We start from the raw sequence: 20,873 nt of genomic DNA, 5'->3' as shown, positions 1-20,873 counted from the left end.
CCTGTGGATTTCAATCTTAACGCCAAAAACGAGTCGTACCGAGTACGGGTAAGGGCCTTTGTGGAGCAGCATCTGTTACCGCTGGAGAACAACCCCGAAGCGTATGACGAGCACGAGAATATTGCGCATGCGCATTTGGAAGAGATGCGGGCCAAGGCCAAGCAGGAGGGGCTGTGGTGTTTGCAGATTCCTGAGCACCTTGGTGGGAAAGGGCTTGATATCTCGGGCATGGCGGCCTGTTACGAAGAAATGAACCGCTCGATCTTTGGCCCAGTGGTTTTCAATTCTGCAGCGCCCGATGATGGCAACATGATGATATTGGCGAAGGTGGCCACTGAAGCGCAGAAGGCGCGGTGGCTAAAACCCATTGTGGAAGGACAGGTACGATCTGCCTTCGTTATGACGGAGCCACCTCCCGGCTGCGGATCGGACCCCGGCATGATGCAGACGAGCGCGAAACGTGTGGGGGACAAGTGGGTTGTTCACGGACACAAGCACTTTATTACGGGCGCTGCAGCCGCCGCTCACTTTATCTTAATTGCCAGAACCTCAGATGATACCAGGAAGGGTTTAACGGCCTTTCTGTTCCATAAAGATGATCCGGGCTGGGAAATTGTTCGGCGCATTCCGATCATGGGCCCGGAAGAGCACGGCGGGCACTGCGAAATTCGTTTCGATGGTTTAGAGATTCCCGACGAAAACCGTTTAATGGAGGTTGGCGATGGCCTGAAGGTCACCCAAATTCGTCTTGGTACCGCGCGCCTGACTCACTGTATGCGCTGGCTTGGCTTGGCGCGTCGCTCCCTGGAAATCGCAACCGAATACGTCAATACGCGAGAGTCCTTTGGTCAGACGTTGGCTCAGCGTGAAGGCGTGCAGTGGCTTTTGGGTGAAGCGGCGATGGATATCCAGGTGGGTCGTCTACTCACTATGCATGCAGCCTGGAAGCTGGACCAAGGTGATTTTGCGAGAAAAGAAGTCTCTATGGCCAAAGTGGCGGTGGCCGATACCTTGCACAAGGCGGTAGATACTGCCATTCAATTGTGCGGTGCGAGAGGTTATTCCAAGGACACGCCACTGGAGTGGATTTACCGATATGCGCGCCAAGCGCGGTTGGTCGATGGTGCCTCGGAGATTCATAAGATGGTGTTCTCAAAAACACTGTTGGCTGAGCGCGCCGACTTCTGGCGTTGGGGGGTATAAGCCTGATGTCTGAGTTTGCGGAGGCCTTCAGCTGGTTTGTCGTGCAACAAACCGGCGCGCGAAGCGCCAAAGTGATTACGTTTGAAAAACTCTCCGGAGGGGCCATTCAAGACAACTTCGGATTGACCCTGGAAATTGAGGGTGGGGAGCGGGCAGGTACTCAGCATTTTGTTGTGCGACAGGATGCCCCCTCAGGCGTCGCAGAAAGCCTGTCCCGGCCGGAAGAGTTCCGAGTGTTGCAAGCCGCGTTTGAGGCGGGCGTTACCGTTCCGGAGCCTCTTTGGCTTTGCGAAAATCTCGAGGTCAGTGGGCAGATGTTTTACGTCATGACTTGGGCTGAAGGGAGCGCATCCCCCCGCAAATTGGTCAAGTCAGATCTGACTGAAGAGCAGCGCCGCACTATTGTGCGACGGCTAGGCGCTGAACTGGCCAGGTTGCACAACGTGCGACCGCCGGTGCAATCGTTGGATTTCCTGGCGTTACCCGATCCAGAGAATGCTGCACTGAGCCGGGTGGCTATTTATCGGCGCCACCTTCGAGAAATTGGAGAACCTCACCCGGTTCTGGAATGGGCGCTGAACTGGCTGGAAGATAACAGTCCCGAACCAGGGCCTACTGTGCTGTGCCACTGCGATTTTCGAACCGGGAATTACATGATGGCTGGTGAAACCTTGACGGCCGTTCTGGATTGGGAGTTCGCCGCCTGGAGCGATCCTGCGGAGGATCTCGGTTGGTTTTGCAGCCGTAGTTGGCGGTTTGGCGCAAATGAGCGGGAAGCGGGTGGGGTAGGTGAGAAACAGGATTTTCTCGACGGCTATCGCGAAGCGGGTGGCATTGAGATTGATCCAACAGCTGTCAGTTATTGGGAGGTCATGGCGCTTGTGCGTTGGGCGACGATTGCGCTGCAACAGGCGCGCCGACACATGTCTGGCGAACAACGTTCATTAGAGCTGGCGCTGACTGGCCGAATGGTCGCGCAGATGGAATTTGATTTGTTGACCCAGATTCAGGACTTGGAGGACGGCCAGTGATCAATCAACCGGAAGCCCATGACCTATTGACGGAAGCTCGCCGGGTGTTATTGGAGTCGCTGGCTCCAGAGCTTACCGGGGAGCGCAAATACGAAGCACTGATGATAGCCAACGCTATGGGTATGGCTATCCGCGAGCTTGAATTCAATGCGCAAAATAAAGCAGAAGAAGCCGATCGAGCGGTCCTTTCGTTGTTGGAGACGCACGGGCTTCCTGGGCATAACGTTGAATGCGAGTCCTCTCTCGCCGATGCGGTTCGTGAGCGTCAGCTAGAGGGTGGAAGTGTGGCCTTGCGAAAAGTACTCCGAACTTTAACGGAGGCTCGTTTGGGAATAAACAGCCCAGGCTACCTGAAACGGTGAAGCATGAATAACTACAAAGCATTAAACAAAACAACAGCCAACTTTTCAGCGTTGACGCCACTTAGTTTGCTACAGCGTTCGGCAAAGGTGTATCCGGATAAAGATGCCGTTATCGATGCTGATCTAGTGCTTTCTTATGGTGAGCTATACCAACGCTGCTGCCAGATGGGCGATGCGTTGAAGCGTCGAGGGATAAACGCCGGTGATACCGTTGCGATATTAAGCCCCAATAGCTACGAGATGCTCGAGTCTCATTACTCGGTGCCGATGGCCGGTGCTGTGATCAACACGATAAACATTCGGCTGGATGCCGCAACGCTCGCTTTCATTTTGGGCCATGGTGAAGCCCGAGTGCTGTTTTATGACACCGCCTGGGAGAACGTGGTGCGCGCGGCAGTCGCTGATTTGGAGGTGCAGCCGCTTCTGATTTCTATCGAAAGCAAAGCCGGCGTAAGCGATGGTTTGGCGCAGCAGGACTATGAAAGCCTTTTGATGGAGGGTGATGCAAAGGCCAGTTGGCAGCGTCCAGATGACGAGTGGGACGCTATTTCATTGAACTATACGTCGGGCACAACGGGTAACCCAAAAGGCGTGGTCTACCACCATCGCGGCGCTTTTCTGGCAGCAATGACCAATTCCATGGTGTTTGAGATGACGCCTGAAACGGTCTACCTGTGGGCGCTTCCAATGTTCCATTGCAACGGTTGGGCCTATACCTGGGCAATTACGGCCGTGGGTGGAACCCATGTCTGCCTCAGAGAGGTGGATCCGATGGCAGTTTACCGCGCTATCGAGACGCACGGGGTAACGCATATGTGTGGGGCGCCGGTTGTTATGAATATGTTGTTGCAGGAGCTCGGTCGGGAGGGGCTAACGTTGTCGCGGCCAACGCAATTCGCTTTAGGGGGTGCCGCGCCCCCCAGCAGTGTGATTCGAAAAGCCGAAGAGATCGGTTTTCAAATTACTCATCTTTACGGTTTGACCGAAACATTTGGCCCGTCCGCGTTGTGTGTACCTCAACCCGAATGGCAGGCCCTTCCGCTGGAACAACGGGCATTGAAGATGTCCCGCCAGGGCGTTTCCACACACGGTCTGGACGAGGTTGTGGTTCTTGATGTTGTGAATGCTGAACCCGTGCCTGCAGATGGAAAAACCCTGGGAGAGATTTGTATTCGGGGAAACACGGTGATGAAAGGCTACCTGAAAAATCCCGAAGAGACGGCCAACGCTTTCAGCCATGGCTGGTTTCACACAGGCGATTTGGCGGTTATGCACCCTGATCACTATGTCGAGATCCGGGATCGAGCCAAGGATGTGATCATTTCCGGTGGCGAGAACATCTCCAGCCTTGAGGTGGAGGAAGTGCTTTACCGGCACCCTCAGGTCTCCGAGGCGGCAGTGGTGGCAATGGCTGATGAAAAGTGGGGCGAGGTGCCCTGTGCCTTTGTCAGTTTGATCGAAGACAGCAAAGCGATAGCGCCCGAAGAGATTATAAAATTTTGCAGGGAGCTCATGCCTCACTTCAAGGCACCGCGGAAGGTGGTGTTTGGTGAGTTACCCAAAACTGCTACAGGAAAAATCCGCAAAAATATCCTTCGGGATTCTCTGTCTCAATGATGGTCTGGCCGTGGTCAGAAGGAGGTCGTGATAGCGCCAAGAGCGTTTTTGAACAAAGTATTTCGGGCATAAATCAACAAGCTCGTGGATTCCATTGAAAATAAAGACAATAAGGAAGGAGCATGATCATGAGAAACATATGCACAAAAAAAGCCTTGGTTGCGATGACCGCAGCTACGATGATTGGTGCCGCAGGTACCAGCTATGCAGAGGAGCCGATCCGTATCGGGGGGATCTATATTCTCTCTGGTAGTGCCGCGACCTACGGTGAGTTCGCCCAGCGGGGCATTAACCTGGCAGTCGACGAAATTAATGCGTCAGGCGGCATTTTGGGTCGTCAAATTGAAATGGAGTATGAGGACAGTCAAGGTAAAGCTTCAGTAGCCATCCAGGCAGCTAGAAAACTGGTCTATTCAAGCGGTGTAGACGCCTTGGTCGGGTTGGACAGTTCTGGCGTGGCCCAAGGGCTGGTGCCGACAATGCCAGAACTTCAGAAGCCACTGATTATTACTCACGCTGCTACACCGGATGTCACTGGCAAGCTGTGCAATCCGTTTACTTATCGTATCAGCGTAAACGTTGCCCAGAACATGAAGGCCGCAGCTTTGGTGGCTGAAAAACTTGATGCCACCAATTGGACGACTATTGGTCCGGACTATGCGTTCGGCCACCAGTCCTGGGAGTTTTTCGGAAACTACCTCAAGGACATCAAGCCTGATGTCAATCTGATGTCAGAGACCAACTTCCCGCGCTTTGGGCTGAAGATTTCACCCCCTTTATAGACAGGGTTATGAACTCTGACGCCGACGGTGTTCTTATCTCCGTGTGGGGTGGCGACCTGGTGAACTTTGTTCGTCAGGCCAATAATCGCGGTTTTTTTGATAAAGACTTAGAGCTGTTATTTACCGTTGGGGCAGCAACCGAAGTGTTGTCGGCTCTTGGCGATGAAATGCCCGAAGGCGTGCATCTGTCTACCCGTTACTGGTACGACGCCTATGACAACGACATCAATGCTGCTTTTGTGAAGGCTTATGTCGATGCCTACGACGGTCCGCCCAGTTATAACGCTGAAGGCGCTTATGCGGCTATTTATGCCTACAAAAAAGCAATGGAGGCTGCAGGCACGACGGACGGCCCCGCCGTTGCAAAGGCACTTAGCGGCATGAGTATGGAGGCTCCGAACGGCACGGTTAAGTTCCGCGAGGCAGATAATCAGGCGATGGTCAGTCCGAACTGGGGCGTCTCAGGCCCAATGCATCCTGATTACGCGATCCGCACACTAGCTAACCTTCAAATCTTTGATGGCGAAGAAGTGGCCCGTTCTGTCGAAGAGACCGGTTGCAAGCTCTGAACCAGAGATTGCTTGAACGATTGCCGTGGCGCTCTTTGGGGCGCCACGAAACCGGCCTTAAAGAAGTGAGGTAATACATGTCTGGCATCGGATCGGCGCTGCTGAATAGTCTTGATATCGGGCTTCTGCTGTTCATTATCGCAGTAGGGCTGAATATCGTGTTTGGTGTTCTGAATATCATCAACTTTGCTCACGGAGCACTCTATATGCTGGGGGCGTACCTGGCATTTACCTTGATCAACATAGTAGGGATGCCGTTTTGGGCAGCATTGCTTCTGGCCCCGCTTGGCGTTGCTATTTTGGCGGTCCTCATTGACCGTTTTTTATTACGATATATCTATTCCAGAGATGTCGCAGACAGCTTGCTGCTCACTTTCGCGCTCCTGTTAATTATCAACGAAAGCGTGCGAATGATATGGGGGAGCGGCATTCAGGTTGTTCAGCCACCACCGTTGTTGGCCGGCTCGATGAGTATTTTTGGCAGCTTTGTGCCGACGTATAGCCTGTTTGTAATTGCCATGGGTCTGCTGTTGCTGGCGGGGCTCTGGTACCTGTTTAATCGCACCCGAATCGGTCGAATTATGCGTGCTGCCGCGCTGGATCGCGATATGGCAGAGGCTTTGTGTATCAATACGCGCCTGGTTGTGACCGGTGTGTTTGCCTTCGGCGCCTGGCTTGCGGCTGTCGGCGGTGTGGTCGCAGCACCTATGCGTGCACTGGATCCTGGCATGGGCGATAAGATTATTATCGAATCCTTCATTGTGGTGGTTATTGGTGGCCTTGGAAGTTTTCCTGGCGCCTTGCTCGGGGCCCTTATTCTTGGGCTGATCCATGCTTTGGTGGCCGTTATTTCCCTGAGGTGAACATGCTACTGCCATTCCTGGGCATGGCGCTGGTTCTATTGTTTAAACCTAATGGAATTATGGGTAAAGGAGCAGCCGCATGAAGACCCGAATTTTGTTGGCCATTCTGGCTGTGGTGATTGCGGGGCTGATTGCGGTGCCTTGGGTTGCTTCCTATTTCTATATTTTTATCTTCACCGAAATCCTGATCCTCGGTCTGTTCGCAGCCAGCTTTAACCTGGTTTTTGGTTATACCGGCATGTTGAGTTTCGGACACGCAGCCTTCTTCGGTGTCGGCTCCTACGCTATGGCACTGGTGCTCATTCATCTGGAATGGCCGTTCCTCGTGAGCCTGCTGGTATCCATGGGTGCTGCCGCGTTATTGGCCTTGATCATTGGCTTTTTCTGCGTTCGGCTAAACGAGGTGTATTTTGCCATGCTGACCCTGGCCTTTGGCATGATGGTCTTCGCCATTGCCTATCAATGGCGTTCCGTGACCAATGGCAGTGACGGGCTGGCTGGTTTTTCTCTGGGGTCACTCGGGCTTGGGCTTGATCTGACGTTGGCCAACCCTGCCGTCTATTACCACGTGGTACTGGCCATCGTTGGTGTTGCCTCGGTCATACTGTATGTGATTTGCCGAAGCTCATTTGGAATGATCCTTCGAGCCATACGCCAGAACCCAGAGCGGGTTTCGTTTGCCGGGCTGAATGTGCGTGCGTATCGATTGGTGGCTTTTGTGATTGCTGGGGCGTTCGCAGGTTTGGCGGGTGGCCTCATTGCCCCGTTCCTTCGCGTGGCAAGCCCTGAGTTGCTGCACTGGTCAATGTCAGCGGAACCTATTCTCATGGCTATCCTGGGCGGCACCGGCTACTTTTTGGGCCCGTTCATTGGCGCCGCCGTGTTCGTGTTACTGGAAACCTGGATCACCAGCTTTACGGAATCCTGGATGCTGGTTCTTGGTGTTATTCTCGCGTTGATGGTGATTTTCTTTCGCAAAGGGCTGCTTGGTACCGTCCTTGACTGGTGGATGGAGGTAAGGAAATGACGAACCCCGTTCTCACCATATCGAATCTCACCAAACGTTTTGGCGGAAATACCGCGGTTTCGGGCATTAACCTGGACGTTATGCCGAAGGAAACCATTGCCATCATTGGCCCCAACGGCGCCGGCAAGACGACGTTCTACAACATGGTTTCGGGGCGGATGCAGCCCTCTGAGGGCAACGTCGTGCTAGATGGCAAGGACATCACCGGCCTGCCACCCCACAAAATTAGCCGGTTGGGTGTTTCACGCTCGTTCCAGATCAACAATATTTTCCCGGAGATGACGGTCCAGGAGAATGTCGAGGTAGTTCTATCGGCATACCACGGCCACAGCCGCAAGCTGTTTAACATTGCCTCTCGCAACACGGGTATTCAGCACGAAGCCATTGAGTTGCTGAAGCGCCTGGGTATCGACAACCTTAAAGGTCAGCGTGCTGAGGTTATTAGCTATGGTGACAAACGCTTGCTGGAGATTGCCATGGTTTTGGCAACGCGGCCGAAGCTGGTGTTGTTGGATGAGCCCACAGCGGGCATGACGCCGGACGAAACGCGGCGTACCACAAAGCTGGTCAAGAGTCTGGCTGATAGTGGAGACTACACCTTCCTGGTTACTGAGCATGATATGGATGTGGTGTTTGGCCTTGCGGACCGCATTCTGGTGATGCACCGAGGCGAGAAGTTGTTTGCAGGGACCCCGGAGGAAGTGAAAAACCATCCCGAGGTTCGCCGCGCCTACTTGGGCGAAGAAGACGACGAGACAGAGGAAAGTAACGCATGATTCTTGACGTTCGCAATATCCAGACGTTTTATGGCGAAAGCCAGGCGCTTCAAGGCGTTACTCTTCAGTTAGAGGCTGGTGAAACGGTTTGTCTTCTTGGGCGAAATGGATCGGGTAAGAGCACAACACTGAAAAGCATTGTTGGCCTTACGCCTCCAAGGTCTGGAGAGGTTATTTTCGACGGCAAGCCAGTCCAGGGTCTGCCTCCGCACAGAATCGCCCGCGCAGGGATTGGCTATGTGCCGGAAGATCGCCGGATTTTCCCGGGCTTGACGGTTCGGGATAATCTCGAAGTGGCTGCGTATCAACGCAAAGGCAGTGCTGCCCATTGGACAGTGGATGCTGTCCTCAAGAAGTACGAAATGTTGGGAGAGCGGGAAGGGCAGGATGGTGCGACTTTGTCTGGCGGCCAGCAACAGATGTTGGCCGTCGCTCGCTCACTGATGATCCAGCCAAAACTGCTGCTTCTCGACGAGCCCAACGAGGGTTTGGCACCGGTTATAGTGCAGCAGATTGGGGAGTTGATTGACGAACTGAGTCATACCACCACCATTTTGTTCACGGACCAGAGTGTTCGGTTTGCACTGAAACATGCCCACAGGGCATACATTTTGGAAAAAGGACAGGTTGTCCACCAGGCCAATAGCGACGAGCTTCGAGCTGACCAGGCAGCCCAGGACAGGTTCTTGTCAGTGGCGTAATTTCGCCGGAATTCATTGCCGCAGGAGCGGATTAAGCGTGGGAATTATGATTGAGAATTATGAAGCATTCCGCGGCGGGCTAAGTCTGTCGCAAGAGGATGTTATTCGTGATGTATTCCGTCAGAACAAGGAACGTATCAGCATAAAAAAAGAGGCAACAGCGGTCAAAAACCTCACGCGCATTATTGAGTCAACGCTTCGGCTGGCCAATTCCAAGGGTTTTCACGCGATGACATTGAGGGATTTGTGTGCGGATTCAGGTATGAGCATGGGTGGGCTATACGCTTATATTGGTAATAAAGCCGACTTGATTCACCTGATACAGAGCCACGGGTTCACCATCACGCGCCGTACCCTCGTGCATTACACAAGCCAGGTTGAGGGAATACGTGACCGACTGTTTGCGGCGATCAAGGCGCATTTGTACTTGAGCGAGCAAATGCGTGCCTGGTTCTACTTTTCCTATATGGAGGCGAAGAGCCTGCCTGCTCAGGAAAAACGAGATGCTATTGCGATCGAACTTGAGATTGAAGCGATCTTTTTGGGCGTTATTGAAGAGGGCATCAAAACGGATGTGTACAGAGCCAAAAATGCTCGTTTGGTTTCCTCGATGATCAAGGCCTTATTGCAAGACTGGTATCTGAAACGCCGTAAGTACCGTGATCAAGGCGTTGAGGTTGATGGCTACGCTGTATTCGTCAGAGATGTAGTTGAAAGCTATTTGCTCTGGGAACGTTGATTCTCTCTTGTGAGGACTGTAATGACTATTCGTTTAACGAATCCTGAACTTTTACGTGAGAGCGCTTACATCAACGGAGAGTGGGTTCAGGCCCAATCCGGTAAGGTTTTTTCTGTCAGCAACCCCGCCAATGGGGAGAGTCTGGCAGTTGTGCCGGACATGGGCGCGCAAGACACAGCGCTGGCAATCGAGGCGGCGGAGGCTGCGTGGCCTGAGTGGCGGGCCCGCACCGCTAAGGATCGTGGGAACGTTCTCCGGCGATGGTTTGATCTGGTGATGCTCCATCAGGAAGACTTGGCTCGGCTTATGACGGCAGAGCAGGGAAAGCCACTTGCGGAAGCACGGGGCGAAGTGGCCTACGGAGCGAGTTTTATCGAGTGGTTTGCGGAGGAAGCCAAACGGGCATACGGCGATGTCATTCCCGGCCACGGTCGGGATAAGCGGATTGTGGTTATTAAGCAGCCTGTAGGGGTTGTCGCGGCCATTACTCCGTGGAACTTTCCAGTGGCAATGATTACCAGAAAGGTTGCGCCCGCGCTTGCGGCTGGTTGCCCGGTTGTCGTCAAACCTGCGGAAGATACCCCTTTGTGCGCCCTTGCACTGGCCGTGCTGGCAGAGTCGGCGGGGGTGCCTCCCGGGATTTTTAATATCGTAACCTGTTCTAAGGCCCAAGCGCCGGAGGTGGGTGAGGCGTTAACGACAAGCCGAATCGTTCGCAAAGTATCGTTCACGGGCTCAACGCCGGTTGGCAAGCTGTTGATGCGCCAGGCCAGCGGCACGGTCAAGAAAGTGAGCTTGGAGCTGGGTGGCAATGCGCCGTTTATCGTTTTTGACGATGCCGATCTTGATGCGGCCGTAACCGGGCTTATGGCCTCCAAATATCGTAACACCGGGCAAACCTGCGTCTGCGCCAACCGTATCTATGTCCAATCCGGCGTTTATGATGCTTTCGTAGAAAAATTGAAGGACGCCGTCGGTAAACTGGTGGTCGGTGCTGGCCTCGAAGGCGATACCCAGCAAGGCCCGCTAATCAATCAGGCGGCCCTGGATAAGGTCAAACGGCATATTTCCGATGCAACAGACAAAGGTGCAAAAGTCGTTCTGGGCGGCGGGGAACATGCGCTCGGCGGCACGTTCTTCACGCCAACCATTCTTACGGATGTAACCCAGGACATGCTGGTGGCCAGTGAAGAAACCTTCGGTCCGGTTGCGCCGCTGTTTCGATTTGAGACAGAAGAGGAGGTGATTGCCAAGGCCAACGATTCGGAGTTTGGTTTGGCGGCTTACTTCTACAGCAATGACATACGGCGTATCTGGCACGTTGCTGAGGCTCTTGAAACGGGCATGGTTGGTATCAACGACGGGATTATTTCGACAGAGACAGCCCCCTTTGGCGGCGTCAAGGAAAGTGGCCTTGGCCGGGAGGGTTCACGGTACGGTCTGGATGAGTTCATGGAGCTCAAATACCTCTGCCTCGGCGGCATGCGCTAGAAGGCGAATTAAAGGAGAATTGAATGTCAGGTTCCCTGTCACACCTGCATGTGCTGGATCTTTCCAGGGTTTTGGCGGGCCCCTCGGCGTCCCAGATCCTGGGCGATCTGGGCGCGAGGTCATTAAGAGAGAGCGGCCAGCTACGGGCGACGACACACGCTCATGGGGGCCGCCCTATCTCCAGGGGGATGATGTTGATGCAGAGATCTCTGCCTATTTCCTGAGCGCCAATCGAAATAAACAGTCCCTTGCGATTGATCTGACGCATCCTGAAGGCAGAAGCTGATCTGTAAGCTGGTAGCTGAATCCGATGTGGTGATTGAGAATTTCAAAGTGGGTGGTCTCAAACGTTACAGTCTTGACTACGAGAGCCTGCAACGGATCAACCCAAAACTCATTTATTGCTCAATCACCGGGTGTACCGAACCGCTCCGCCGCTGTTGGGGGAGCAGTCGGCTCAGGTCCTAAAACGAGTCATATGTATGACTGAAAAGGAGGTTGAGGCACTTAGAGAGGCCGGTGTTATTTCATGATCAGCCTTTCAACTCAGGGAAATCCGCTTCGGTATAAGCATATTCACCCCGGTCCTCGCTGGCGGCATGAGCGCGTAGTTCAACACGACGAATCTTGCCGGAGATGGTCTTGGGCAACTCGGCGAATTCCAGCTCGCGAATCCGCATATACGGCGGCATGCGCGCACGGGCGAACGCGAATAACGCCTTGGCTGCCTCTGGGCCAGGCTCGTAGTCTCGGCGTAGCACGATATAGGCCTTGGGCACGCTCAATCGCAGTTCATCAGGCGCAGGTACGACAGCAGCTTCGGCCACGGATTCATGTTCGATGAGAATGGACTCCAGTTCGAACGGGCTGACCCGATAGTCCGAGCTCTTGAACACATCGTCCGCGCGGCCGACGTACCAGTAATAACCGTCTTCATCGCGGCTGGCCACGTCGCCGGTGCGATAAAAGCCGTCGTGCAGCGCCTGAGCCATGCGCTCGGGGTCGTCGCGATATTCCTGCATTAACCCGAGTGGGCGCTGGTTGCGCACATCAATGGCAATTTCGCCTTCGTTCTGTTCCTTATCGTGTGCATCGAGCAGCGAAATCTTGTAGCCGGGCAAGGGCCGGCCCATCGAACCGGATTTCATTTCCTGAGCTGGCGGGTTGCCAATCTGGGCTGTGGTTTCGGTTTGGCCGTAGCGTCCCGGATTCTGAGACCCCAGAGTTTCTCCACCCGCGAAATCACTTCCGGGTTGAGCGGTTCGCCTGCACCAACCAAGCTCTTCAGCTTGACGTCGTAGGCCGACAGATCCTCCTGGATCAGCATGCGCCAAACCGTGGGCGGTGCGCACATGCAGGTCACGCCCTTGTCGGCGATGACTTGCAGCGTGGCGGGCGCGTCAAAACGCGGCTGTCGATAGATAAACACCGTGCAGCCAGCATCCCAGGGTGCGAACAGATTGGACCAAGCGTGCTTGGCCCAGCCAGGCGAGCTGATATTGAAATGGATATCGTCAGGCTGTAGTCCGAGCCAGTACATGGTCGAAAGCGAGCCCACGGGATAGCTCTGATGCGTATGCAGCACCAGCTTGGGGAGGGAAGTGGTGCCTGAAGTGAAATAAAGCAGCATCGGGTCGGTGGCGTGGGTCACGCCCTCGGGCTCAAATTTGACGGGTGATTGCTGCGAGGCCCCGTAACCAATCCACTGCCCGCTGGGTTCGCCAGCGACAATACGGGTCAGGCCCTCGGCTACGCCCTCGAATTTCGGGACATGTTCCTCGGCGGCGAGGATATGGGTGACGCCACCGCGCGCCAAGCGGTCGCCAAGATCCTTGTGCGATAGTAGCGTACTGGCAGGAATCACGACGGCACCCAGCTTAATGGCAGCCAGCATGGTCTCCCAGAGTTCGATGACGTTGTCGAGCATGATCAGTAAAGTATCGCCCCGACCAAGCCCGTTGCCGCGTAGGAAGTTGGCCACCTGGTTCGAGCGTTGTCGCATCTGCTCGAAGCTGTAACGGTAATCGCTGCCGTCGGCGTCCACGAGCCAAAGCGCGATCTTGTCGTTGTCTTTGGCGTAGTCGTCAAACCAGTCCAGCGCCCAGTTGAATTCATCCAACTCGGGCCATTTGAAAGTCTCGTAGGCGCGATCGTAGTCCTCGCGCAGATCCAGCAGTTGCTGGCGGGCGGCCTTGAATGCGTCTGCGGATTGCATCGCCTTCTCCTTTTCTCGCGGTCGGCAACCTGGGGCGGTCGCCATGGTTTTTGTTTTCCCGTGGTGCGACGTTTTTGAGCTTGCTCAGTAAAAACGTCATGCAGACATAATAGTCCCATTTCCTTCAACTGCTGAACAGATACGTAGCGGACGCGCTAGGATGGCAGCTTATTACTGGCGCTTTATCGGGCTTTAATATATTTGGTTATTGCGATCGTCGCTGGGTGTACTTGGTTTTGGTAGTATTTTGTATTTCATCCCGCTCGAGAAACGCTGCAATTGATTTTTTAGCAGGGAGCGAACGTTTGAATGACAAGGCGACAGCACTATGTATAACTGGATAGCCGAACATCAGAAAGTGCTTTCTGTGTTAGCCAGTTTAGGCTCGGTGATTATATGGCTGGTTTATGCTCAACTTCTGTACCTTGGTTTCAGAAGGCAACGCAGTCCACGACTTATCATCAACCGAGGCCGCAACAAAGATATCAATGCGCTCTGTCTTATCAGCAATATGAGCGCGGAATCTGTATTCATCGAATATATCATTGCCGAACTCGAAACCTCGGAAGGCACGATCACGATGGATGTCACGGATTTCGAGCAGGAATACAGTGAAGGTGATGAGGATCCTGATGGGAGGCGCAATCAATCATCCGCAGAACAGCTATCGGTGGATGGAATAGAGAACACGAGACAGGGGCCTATAAAACCCGGTGGTTTTTTGCACATTGGAACTTTTTGCGAACTGATCCAACGCCTTGCCCGAGATGAGGGTATCCGGATGAGTGGAAGTGTTCCGCAGGGCGATCTTGAGTTCACCCGCCTTACCCTTCGCCTGATAGGTATTTATGGGCCAGAAAATATGCCAATTGGCGCCGAACGGAGTTTTGATCTGAAGGTCGGTGAGAGTCGTTTCGCTCTGAGGCCGGCTTCATGGGATACAAAACAGTTGGCGTCAATACTGCAACGTCGAAAGCTCCGTAAAACCGTTGAGAAACTGAACGCTACGGACTTTTCATCCGCTTCGTCCTTTCGCCATGTCGATCAGGAGAAGGATATTGATAATCGGTTTGCCGCCGAACAGGCGAGCAAGGAAGGCCAAGCCAATAATAGCCACTGAACTCGATTGCTTGCCCATTACCATGAATCATATTCTGGTCCGTTCTGGCGCTTACCCCACGGCGGCGGCAACTTGACACATGCGTTATTTCGACCCAAATTGAATAATGCGTAAAGGCATTGCAAACAAATTCTCTGCAACCAAGCGGCGCACAAACGCTATCGTGAAACAGGGCAGGCACGATGGATCTTTACACGTACTACCGTTCCACTTCTTCCTATCGCTTACGCATTGCGCTGGAGTTAAAAGGGCTGGATTACCACTCCATACCCATTAACCTGGCGGGTGATGGCGGCGAACAGCTTAAGCCTGCATACCGGGCCTTAAACCCCCAGGGGCGGGTGCCGGCATTGCGCGTGGAAAGCGATCAGGTACTGATTCAGTCGCCGGCAATCATCGAGTATCTGGAGGAGTGTTATCCGCAGCCGCCGCTGTTACCGGAGAGCCCGCTGGATCGTGCTAAGCAGCGTGGCGTGGCGGCAATCATTGGGTGTGATATTCACCCATTGCACAATGTGTCGGTGCTGAATCAATTGCGCCAATTACAACTCTCGGAGACAGAGATCACTAATTGGATTGGGCACTGGATCAACCTCGGCTTCGATGCTGTTGAGGCGCTCATTGATGACCGCGACTTCTGTTTTGGCGCGCCCGGGCTGGCGGATGTCTACCTGTTGCCACAGGTCTATGCAGCGAGGCGCTACGCAGTTGATCTTGATTGCTACCCAAAAATAGCGAGAGTTGAGCGCTTGGCTCTTGAGCATCCGGCATTCCAGCGTGCGCACCCGGATGCTCAAGCGGACAAACCCGCATGAGTGAATAAAGGAATCGGACAATGGCTGATCTGTTTGATAACCCCATGGGCCTGATGGGTTTTGAATTCATCGAATTCGCCTCACCGACCCCAAATGTTCTGGAGCCCCTCTTTGCGATGATGGGGTTCACCAAGGTGGCTAACCACCGCTCCAAGAACGTATCGCTTTATCGTCAGGGTGAGATCAACCTGATTCTCAATTGCGAACCCAAGAGCGTGGTGTCCTACTTTGCGGCAGAGCACGGGCCCTCAGTTTGCGGTATAGCCTTCCGGGTCAAGAATGCCCAATCCGCATACGCTCGTGCACTGGAGCTGGGTGCCCAGCCAATGGACATCCCCACCGGGCCAATGGAGTTGCGGCTGCCGGCGATTAAAGGTATCGGAGGCGCGCCGCTGTACCTGATCGACCGCTTCGGCGAGGGCACCTCAATCTACGATATTGATTTCATGTACATTGATGGCGTTGATCGCAATCCCGAAGGCACCGGGCTGAAAGAGATCGACCACCTGACTCACAATGTCTACCGGGGGCGAATGGCTCATTGGGCGAACTTCTACGAGAAGCTGTTCAATTTTCGCGAGTTCCGGTACTTCGATATTAAAGGTGAATACACCGGTCTGACCTCCAAGGCCATGGCCGCGCCGGACGGCAAGATTCGCATTCCGCTGAACGAGGAATCCCCACAGGGCGCCGGGCAAATCGAAGAGTTTCTCATGCAATTTAACGGTGAAGGCGTTCAGCATGTGGCTTTTCTTACCGACGATCTGTTAAGTACTTGGGATGCATTGAAAGCCCTGGGCATGCGGTTTATGACCCCGCCTCCCGCCACCTACTACGAGATGCTTGATGAGCGTCTGCCCGAGCACAATGAACCGATCAACGAGCTGCAGGCCCGAGGAATACTTCTGGACGGCAGCTCGGTCGACGGTGACTCCCGCCTGTTGTTGCAGATTTTCTCGGAAGCCCTGATGGGGCCAGTGTTTTTTGAGTTTATCCAGCGCAAAGGCGACGAAGGTTTCGGGGAGGGGAACTTCAAAGCGTTGTTCGAATCGATCGAGCGTGATCAGGTACGTCGTGGCGTGCTGAAAACGACTTAGCCGACCGGGTGGTTGAGAGACCGCCCGGATTTATAACAAGAGGTGAACATGCCATCACAGCCTTCGTCCGATGCACTTATCTACCAATCCGGTTTCGGCAACGAGTTCAGCACGGAAGCATTGCCTGGCGCGTTGCCAATTGGGCGAAACTCACCGCAGAAAGTCCCTTACGGCCTGTACACGGAATTGCTCTCGGGCACGGCGTTTACGGTTCCTCGCGCAGAATCCCGGCGCACGTGGATGTATCGCATCAAGCCTTCTGCCACCCATCCCGAATACCATCGATTAACCCAGCAAATCGCCGGCCAGGAATTGGGGCCAATCAACCCCAACCGTCTACGCTGGAACCCCTTTGACGTCCCGTCCGAACCCACTGACTTCCTGGCTGGCTTGACCACTATCGCGGCGACATCTCCCGCCGATCAGGCTGCCGGCGTTAGTGTGCACCTGTATCAGGCCAACGTATCCATGACACAGGCATTCTTCAACGCCGACGGAGAATGGCTGATCGTGCCGCAACAGGGCGGTTTGAACATCATCACTGAACTCGGCGTGTTGGCCATTGAACCAGAGGAAATCGCGGTGCTGCCCCGTGGTCTCAAATTCCGCATAGAGTTGCATGACGCCAGTGCCAGTGGTTACATTTGCGAGAATCACGCTGCGCTCTGCGGTTGCCTGATTTGGGGCCGATTGGCAGCAATGGGCTGGCCAGCCCGAGAGATTTCCTGACGCCCGTCGCTCGCTACGAAGACCGTGACCAACCTGAGGTTTGGTGCAGAAATTTCTCGGGGAACTGTGGGCCACGGATCTTGATCACTCACCCTTCGATGTCGTCGCATGGCACGGCAATAACGTGCCGTACAAGTATGACCTACGCCGCTTCAATGTTTACGGCACAGTCAGCTTTGACCACCCGGATCCATCCATCTTCACGGTGCTGACTTCGCCCGGAACGGTTCATGGCCAGGCCAATATCGACTTCGCGATCTTCCCGCCGCGTTGGATGGTGGCGGAGGGCACCTTCCGCCCCCCCTGGTTTCACCGCAATCGAATGAACGAGTTGATGGGTCTGATCAAGGGCACTTACGACGCGAAAGCCGAAGGATTTGTTCCCGGTGGCATTTCCCTGCACAACTGCATGAGCGCCCATGGCCCCGACAATGCCACCACAGAACAGGCCATCGCCGCCGACCTGGCACCACACAAAATCGATCAAAGCATGGCATTTATGTTTGAAACTGGCAGCGTTCTGCGCGCCAGTCGTCATGCGCTTGATTGCCCACAACGACAGCAGGACTACGACGCCTGCTGGGCTGGTATGAGCAAAACGTTCGATAAAGGGAGTCTCTGAATAATGACAACGCAGCCGCAAAAGAGTTGGGTCGGTTCTGCCAACGATCATCCCGATTTTCCCATCCAAAATCTGCCACTGGGCATTTTCAGTCGTTCTGGGCAAAAGCAAGGGGCGGCGTCGCCATCGGTGACAGTATTCTCGATTTGCAAGCCGCTCTGGAAGCCGGTTTGTTCAGCGGAGACGCTGCCGTTGCGGCGGAAGCCGCTAGCGGGGAGCAGCTAAATAGCTTCTTCGGGCTCGGCGCTTCCAGCCGCAAATCGTTGCGAACAGCGTTGCTGCACCTGTTGGATGAGCACAGCGATCAGCAAGCGACCATGCAGGCGCTCGGCGAGGCGTTATTGGTGCCGATGAGTCGCTGTGAATTGCACCTGCCGGCTAGGTAGGCGACTACACCGACTTCTACGTTGGCATTCATCACGCCCAGAACATCGGCAGTTTTTTTCGCCCGGACAATCCATTACTGCCTAATTACAAGCACGTGCCCATTGGTTACCACGGACGCTCCTCAACGATCTGCATCTCTGGCACTTCCGTGCGCCGACCCAACGGCCAAACCCTCCCAGCGGGCCAAGAGACCCCCAGCTTCGGCCCCAGTAAACGGCTGGATTATGAGCTGGAGCTGGGTATCTGGCTGGGACCGGGCAATAACATGGGCGAACCCATCGCCATTGGTGAAGCCAGCACCCATGTCGCGGGTTTCTGTTTGTTGAACGACTGGTCGGCCCGTGACATCCAAGCCTGGGAATACCAGCCTCTCGGTCCTTTCCTGGCAAAGAACTTTGCCAGCACCGTGTCCCCATGGGTGATCACGCCAGAAGCGCTGGAACCGTTCCGAAAAGCCCAACCGGCGCGGCCAGACGGTGATCCACAACCACTGCCATACTTGCTTGACGATGCCGACCAGGCAACTGGCGCCTTAGATGTAGAGCTCGAAGTGTTGCTACTCACTAACGCCATGCGCGAACAGAACTTGCCGCCCCAGCGGTTGGCGTTGAGCAATACGCAAAACATGTACTGGACAGTCGCTCAGATGGTCGCGCATCACAGCGTCGGTGGCTGCAAGCTGCAACCAGGCGACCTGTTTGGTTCCGGAACCTGTCGGGTCAGAGCCCCGATGCGGTCGGCAGCCTGCTTGAAAGCACCGGTGGAGGCAAGCAGCCTCTCACGCTAGCCAGTGGCGAAGAGCGCACCTTTTTAGAGGATGGTGATGAAGTTATTTTGCGGGCGCGCTGTCGGCGTGAAGGCTACCCGAGCATTGGTTTTGGGGAATGCCGGGGTAGGGTGCGGTCCGCACAATAGGTTAGTATTTGCGCATAGTCGCGTTGTCAGAACATCATCGCTGGTAACCAGAGGGAAAGAGCTGGCACGGCGACCAGAATCACGAGCCGGACGATATCCGCGATAATGAAAGGCAGGATACCTCGCACGACCATGCGCTGAGTCAGGCCCGGTTGCGTCGCCTGTACAACAAACAGATTCATCCCAATGGGCGGCGTGATCAGTCCGATTTCAGCAACGGTAACCACAAGAATGCCAAACCAGACCATGTCAAAACCTAGCGATGCCGCGACCGGCGCCAGGAACGGCACGGTTAGAAGTATCATGGACATGGCATCCATAAAACAACCCAGCACGATATAGAACAGCAGGATCAGTATGAGTGCCATTGTTGGCCCCATACCGCTGTTTTCGATTCCGGTTATCAACGCGCTGGGCAGGCCCGTTGTTTCCAGGAAATAATTGAACAGCGACGCGCCGATCAGGATGAAAAAGATCATACCGGTCAGTCCTGCCGTCTCTCGTACGGATTCCCAAAGCGTACTCCAGTCCAGCTCTCGGGAAATCAGCGCCAGAATGAAAGCACCCACGGCCCCAACCGCAGCGGCCTCCGTTGGGGAAAACCAGCCTAGATAGATGCCCCCGATGACCAGTGAGAACAGCAGCAATACTCCCCAAACCCGCCGGATGTTTGTTAGCCGTGTGGCCCATCCCGCTTTGGTCGCGGGTGGCGCCAGTTCCGGTTTCATACGCACCCGAACAACGATGGCCACACCGTACAGCACAGCACCGATGATGCCCGGCACAATTGCCCCAATGAACAGCTGCCCAATGGATGTCTGAGTCAGAATGCCGTAGATCACAAGTAGAATAGACGGCGGTATCAGCACTCCGAGGGTGCCGCCAGCTGCGATAGAAGCTGAAGACAGCGACCCATCGTAACCGTGCTTCTCCATCTCGGGTATGGCAACGCGACCCATGGTGGCAACGGTTGCAAGCGACGAACCGCAGATGGCACCAAATAGGGCGCAGGCACCCACGGCAGTAACTGCCAGGCCTCCTCGGATATGGCCGAGGAAGCTGTTGACCATATCGAACAATGAGCGTGATAAACCGGCTCGCGCTGCGAAGACTCCCATCATGACGAACAGCGGCACAACACTGAGGGAATAGGGGAAAATAGCTTCGAAGGGAGATGAGCCCAGAATGAATCCGGCACCGGCCAAACCGTTCAGCAACCAGAAGCCAACGACGCCTGTGAGGGCCATGGCAACCGCAACAGGAAAACCGAACGCAATCAGAAACAGCGTCGCTCCGAAACCGATAAAGCCCATAGTGGCAGGTGTCATTCCGGTGACTCCTGTTGAGGTGTCGTGATGAGGGCCAACACAACGGCGACAACGGACAGTCCAACGCCGTATAGCAGAGGAATCCAGAAGTAGAAGATCGGAATGCCCAACTGTTGGGACCGGTCGCCGAACATCCGTTTTTGTTGAAAAGTGTCGTAGCAGTAGTTAAACATCAGTACCAGCAGCGCGATCGCAGCAAGCCCTGCAACAATGCGCAGAAGCGTTTGCAGCGCCCGCGGAAAAGACTCGACCAAAAGGTCAACGCCCACGTGGGCACCCGTTAAAAAGGCGTAGGGGATAACAAGCCAGGCGCCACCCACAACGCATAGCTGAACCAGATCAATCACCCCGGGAATGGGCATGCCAATTTGGCGACCGATGACGTCTCCCACGGTGAACAGCGCCGCGGCGGCATAAGCAGCCACCCCGGTTCCCGCCGATAGTATGACCAATCCGCGCAGTGCCTGGAGTGCATATTTCATTG

The 20,873-nt window shown here is 54.7% G+C and carries 17 protein-coding genes and 4 pseudogenes; 18 read left to right on the top strand and 3 right to left on the bottom strand.

Annotated features, from left to right (window positions below):
* Positions 1 to 3: 3 nt before the first annotated feature.
* From BCA33_RS01900 to BCA33_RS19635, 13 genes and pseudogenes are all read left to right on the top strand, one after another.
* Positions 4 to 1,203: an acyl-CoA dehydrogenase family protein gene (locus BCA33_RS01900; RefSeq protein ID WP_071263124.1), complete on the top strand. Its 1,200-nt coding sequence runs from the start codon at positions 4 to 6 to the stop codon at positions 1,201 to 1,203.
* A gap of 5 nt (positions 1,204 to 1,208) precedes the next feature.
* Complete coding sequence (locus BCA33_RS01895; protein ID WP_071263123.1) at positions 1,209 to 2,234, top strand: phosphotransferase family protein; 1,026 nt, start codon at positions 1,209 to 1,211, stop codon at positions 2,232 to 2,234.
* The gene (locus tag BCA33_RS01890) at positions 2,231 to 2,596 is read left to right on the top strand and encodes a DUF6285 domain-containing protein (protein WP_071263122.1); all 366 of its coding nucleotides are present in this window, start codon (positions 2,231 to 2,233) and stop codon (positions 2,594 to 2,596) included. The genes BCA33_RS01895 and BCA33_RS01890 overlap by 4 nt, the downstream gene beginning before the upstream one ends.
* A gap of 3 nt (positions 2,597 to 2,599) precedes the next feature.
* Positions 2,600 to 4,213 carry an AMP-binding protein gene (locus BCA33_RS01885; RefSeq protein WP_071263121.1) on the top strand — a complete coding sequence of 538 codons (1,614 nt, stop codon included), beginning with the start codon at positions 2,600 to 2,602 and terminating at the stop codon, positions 4,211 to 4,213.
* Between the two features lie 128 nt (positions 4,214 to 4,341).
* Entirely contained in the window at positions 4,342 to 4,995 is a 654-nt protein-coding gene (locus BCA33_RS21160) for an ABC transporter substrate-binding protein (protein ID WP_254774111.1), read from the top strand.
* Between the two features lie 8 nt (positions 4,996 to 5,003).
* Positions 5,004 to 5,564 (top strand): ABC transporter substrate-binding protein, encoded by a 561-nt coding sequence (locus tag BCA33_RS21155; RefSeq protein WP_254774110.1) that lies wholly within the window; start codon positions 5,004 to 5,006, stop codon positions 5,562 to 5,564.
* Between the two features lie 77 nt (positions 5,565 to 5,641).
* Entirely contained in the window at positions 5,642 to 6,427 is a 786-nt protein-coding gene (locus BCA33_RS01875) for a branched-chain amino acid ABC transporter permease (RefSeq protein ID WP_254774109.1), read from the top strand.
* Between the two features lie 79 nt (positions 6,428 to 6,506).
* Entirely contained in the window at positions 6,507 to 7,454 is a 948-nt protein-coding gene (locus tag BCA33_RS01870) for a branched-chain amino acid ABC transporter permease (RefSeq protein WP_071263120.1), read from the top strand.
* Complete coding sequence (locus tag BCA33_RS01865; RefSeq protein WP_071263119.1) at positions 7,451 to 8,230, top strand: ABC transporter ATP-binding protein; 780 nt, start codon at positions 7,451 to 7,453, stop codon at positions 8,228 to 8,230. The genes BCA33_RS01870 and BCA33_RS01865 overlap by 4 nt, the downstream gene beginning before the upstream one ends.
* Positions 8,227 to 8,931: an ABC transporter ATP-binding protein gene (locus BCA33_RS01860; RefSeq protein ID WP_071263118.1), complete on the top strand. Its 705-nt coding sequence runs from the start codon at positions 8,227 to 8,229 to the stop codon at positions 8,929 to 8,931. Before BCA33_RS01865 ends, BCA33_RS01860 begins: the two co-directional genes overlap by 4 nt.
* Positions 8,932 to 8,977: 46 nt before the next feature.
* Complete coding sequence (locus BCA33_RS01855) at positions 8,978 to 9,670, top strand: TetR/AcrR family transcriptional regulator (RefSeq protein ID WP_071263117.1); 693 nt, start codon at positions 8,978 to 8,980, stop codon at positions 9,668 to 9,670.
* 27 nt (positions 9,671 to 9,697) lie between these two features.
* Positions 9,698 to 11,161 carry an NAD-dependent succinate-semialdehyde dehydrogenase gene (locus BCA33_RS01850; protein ID WP_071263259.1) on the top strand — a complete coding sequence of 488 codons (1,464 nt, stop codon included), beginning with the start codon at positions 9,698 to 9,700 and terminating at the stop codon, positions 11,159 to 11,161.
* Between the two features lie 23 nt (positions 11,162 to 11,184).
* Positions 11,185 to 11,578: pseudogene (locus BCA33_RS19635) on the top strand (CoA transferase); the annotation flags it as partial.
* Positions 11,579 to 11,694: 116 nt separating this feature from the next.
* On the opposite strand, the pseudogene BCA33_RS01840 reads toward BCA33_RS19635, so the two are convergent.
* Positions 11,695 to 13,376 (bottom strand): annotated as a pseudogene (locus BCA33_RS01840) (AMP-binding protein).
* 328 nt (positions 13,377 to 13,704) lie between these two features.
* On the opposite strand from BCA33_RS01840, the gene BCA33_RS01835 reads away from it, so the two are divergent.
* The 5 genes and pseudogenes from BCA33_RS01835 (at position 13,705) to fahA (ending at position 19,061) form a co-directional block, all read left to right on the top strand.
* Entirely contained in the window at positions 13,705 to 14,496 is a 792-nt protein-coding gene (locus tag BCA33_RS01835; protein ID WP_139172854.1) for a hypothetical protein, read from the top strand.
* Between the two features lie 182 nt (positions 14,497 to 14,678).
* Positions 14,679 to 15,311: a maleylacetoacetate isomerase gene (gene maiA / locus BCA33_RS01830; protein WP_071263115.1), complete on the top strand. Its 633-nt coding sequence runs from the start codon at positions 14,679 to 14,681 to the stop codon at positions 15,309 to 15,311.
* Positions 15,312 to 15,331: 20 nt separating this feature from the next.
* Positions 15,332 to 16,408: a 4-hydroxyphenylpyruvate dioxygenase gene (hppD, locus tag BCA33_RS01825; RefSeq protein ID WP_071263114.1), complete on the top strand. Its 1,077-nt coding sequence runs from the start codon at positions 15,332 to 15,334 to the stop codon at positions 16,406 to 16,408.
* Between the two features lie 48 nt (positions 16,409 to 16,456).
* Positions 16,457 to 17,759: pseudogene (gene hmgA, locus BCA33_RS01820) on the top strand (homogentisate 1,2-dioxygenase).
* Positions 17,760 to 17,762: 3 nt separating this feature from the next.
* A pseudogene (gene fahA / locus BCA33_RS01815) lies at positions 17,763 to 19,061 on the top strand (fumarylacetoacetase).
* A 26-nt stretch (positions 19,062 to 19,087) separates the two neighbouring features.
* Here fahA and BCA33_RS01810 read toward each other — a convergent pair.
* A complete protein-coding gene (locus BCA33_RS01810; protein ID WP_071263113.1) occupies positions 19,088 to 20,389 on the bottom strand; it encodes a TRAP transporter large permease in 1,302 nt (433 codons plus the stop codon).
* Entirely contained in the window at positions 20,386 to 20,871 is a 486-nt protein-coding gene (locus BCA33_RS01805; RefSeq protein WP_071263112.1) for a TRAP transporter small permease, read from the bottom strand. The genes BCA33_RS01810 and BCA33_RS01805 overlap by 4 nt, the downstream gene beginning before the upstream one ends.
* Positions 20,872 to 20,873: the final 2 nt, after the last annotated feature.

This window comes from Marinobacter sp. AC-23 (assembly GCF_001858325.1).
Classification (GTDB): domain Bacteria; phylum Pseudomonadota; class Gammaproteobacteria; order Pseudomonadales; family Oleiphilaceae; genus Marinobacter.
Note: the sequence above shows the minus strand (reverse complement) of the source record. Positions and strands in the feature narration are given on the sequence as shown.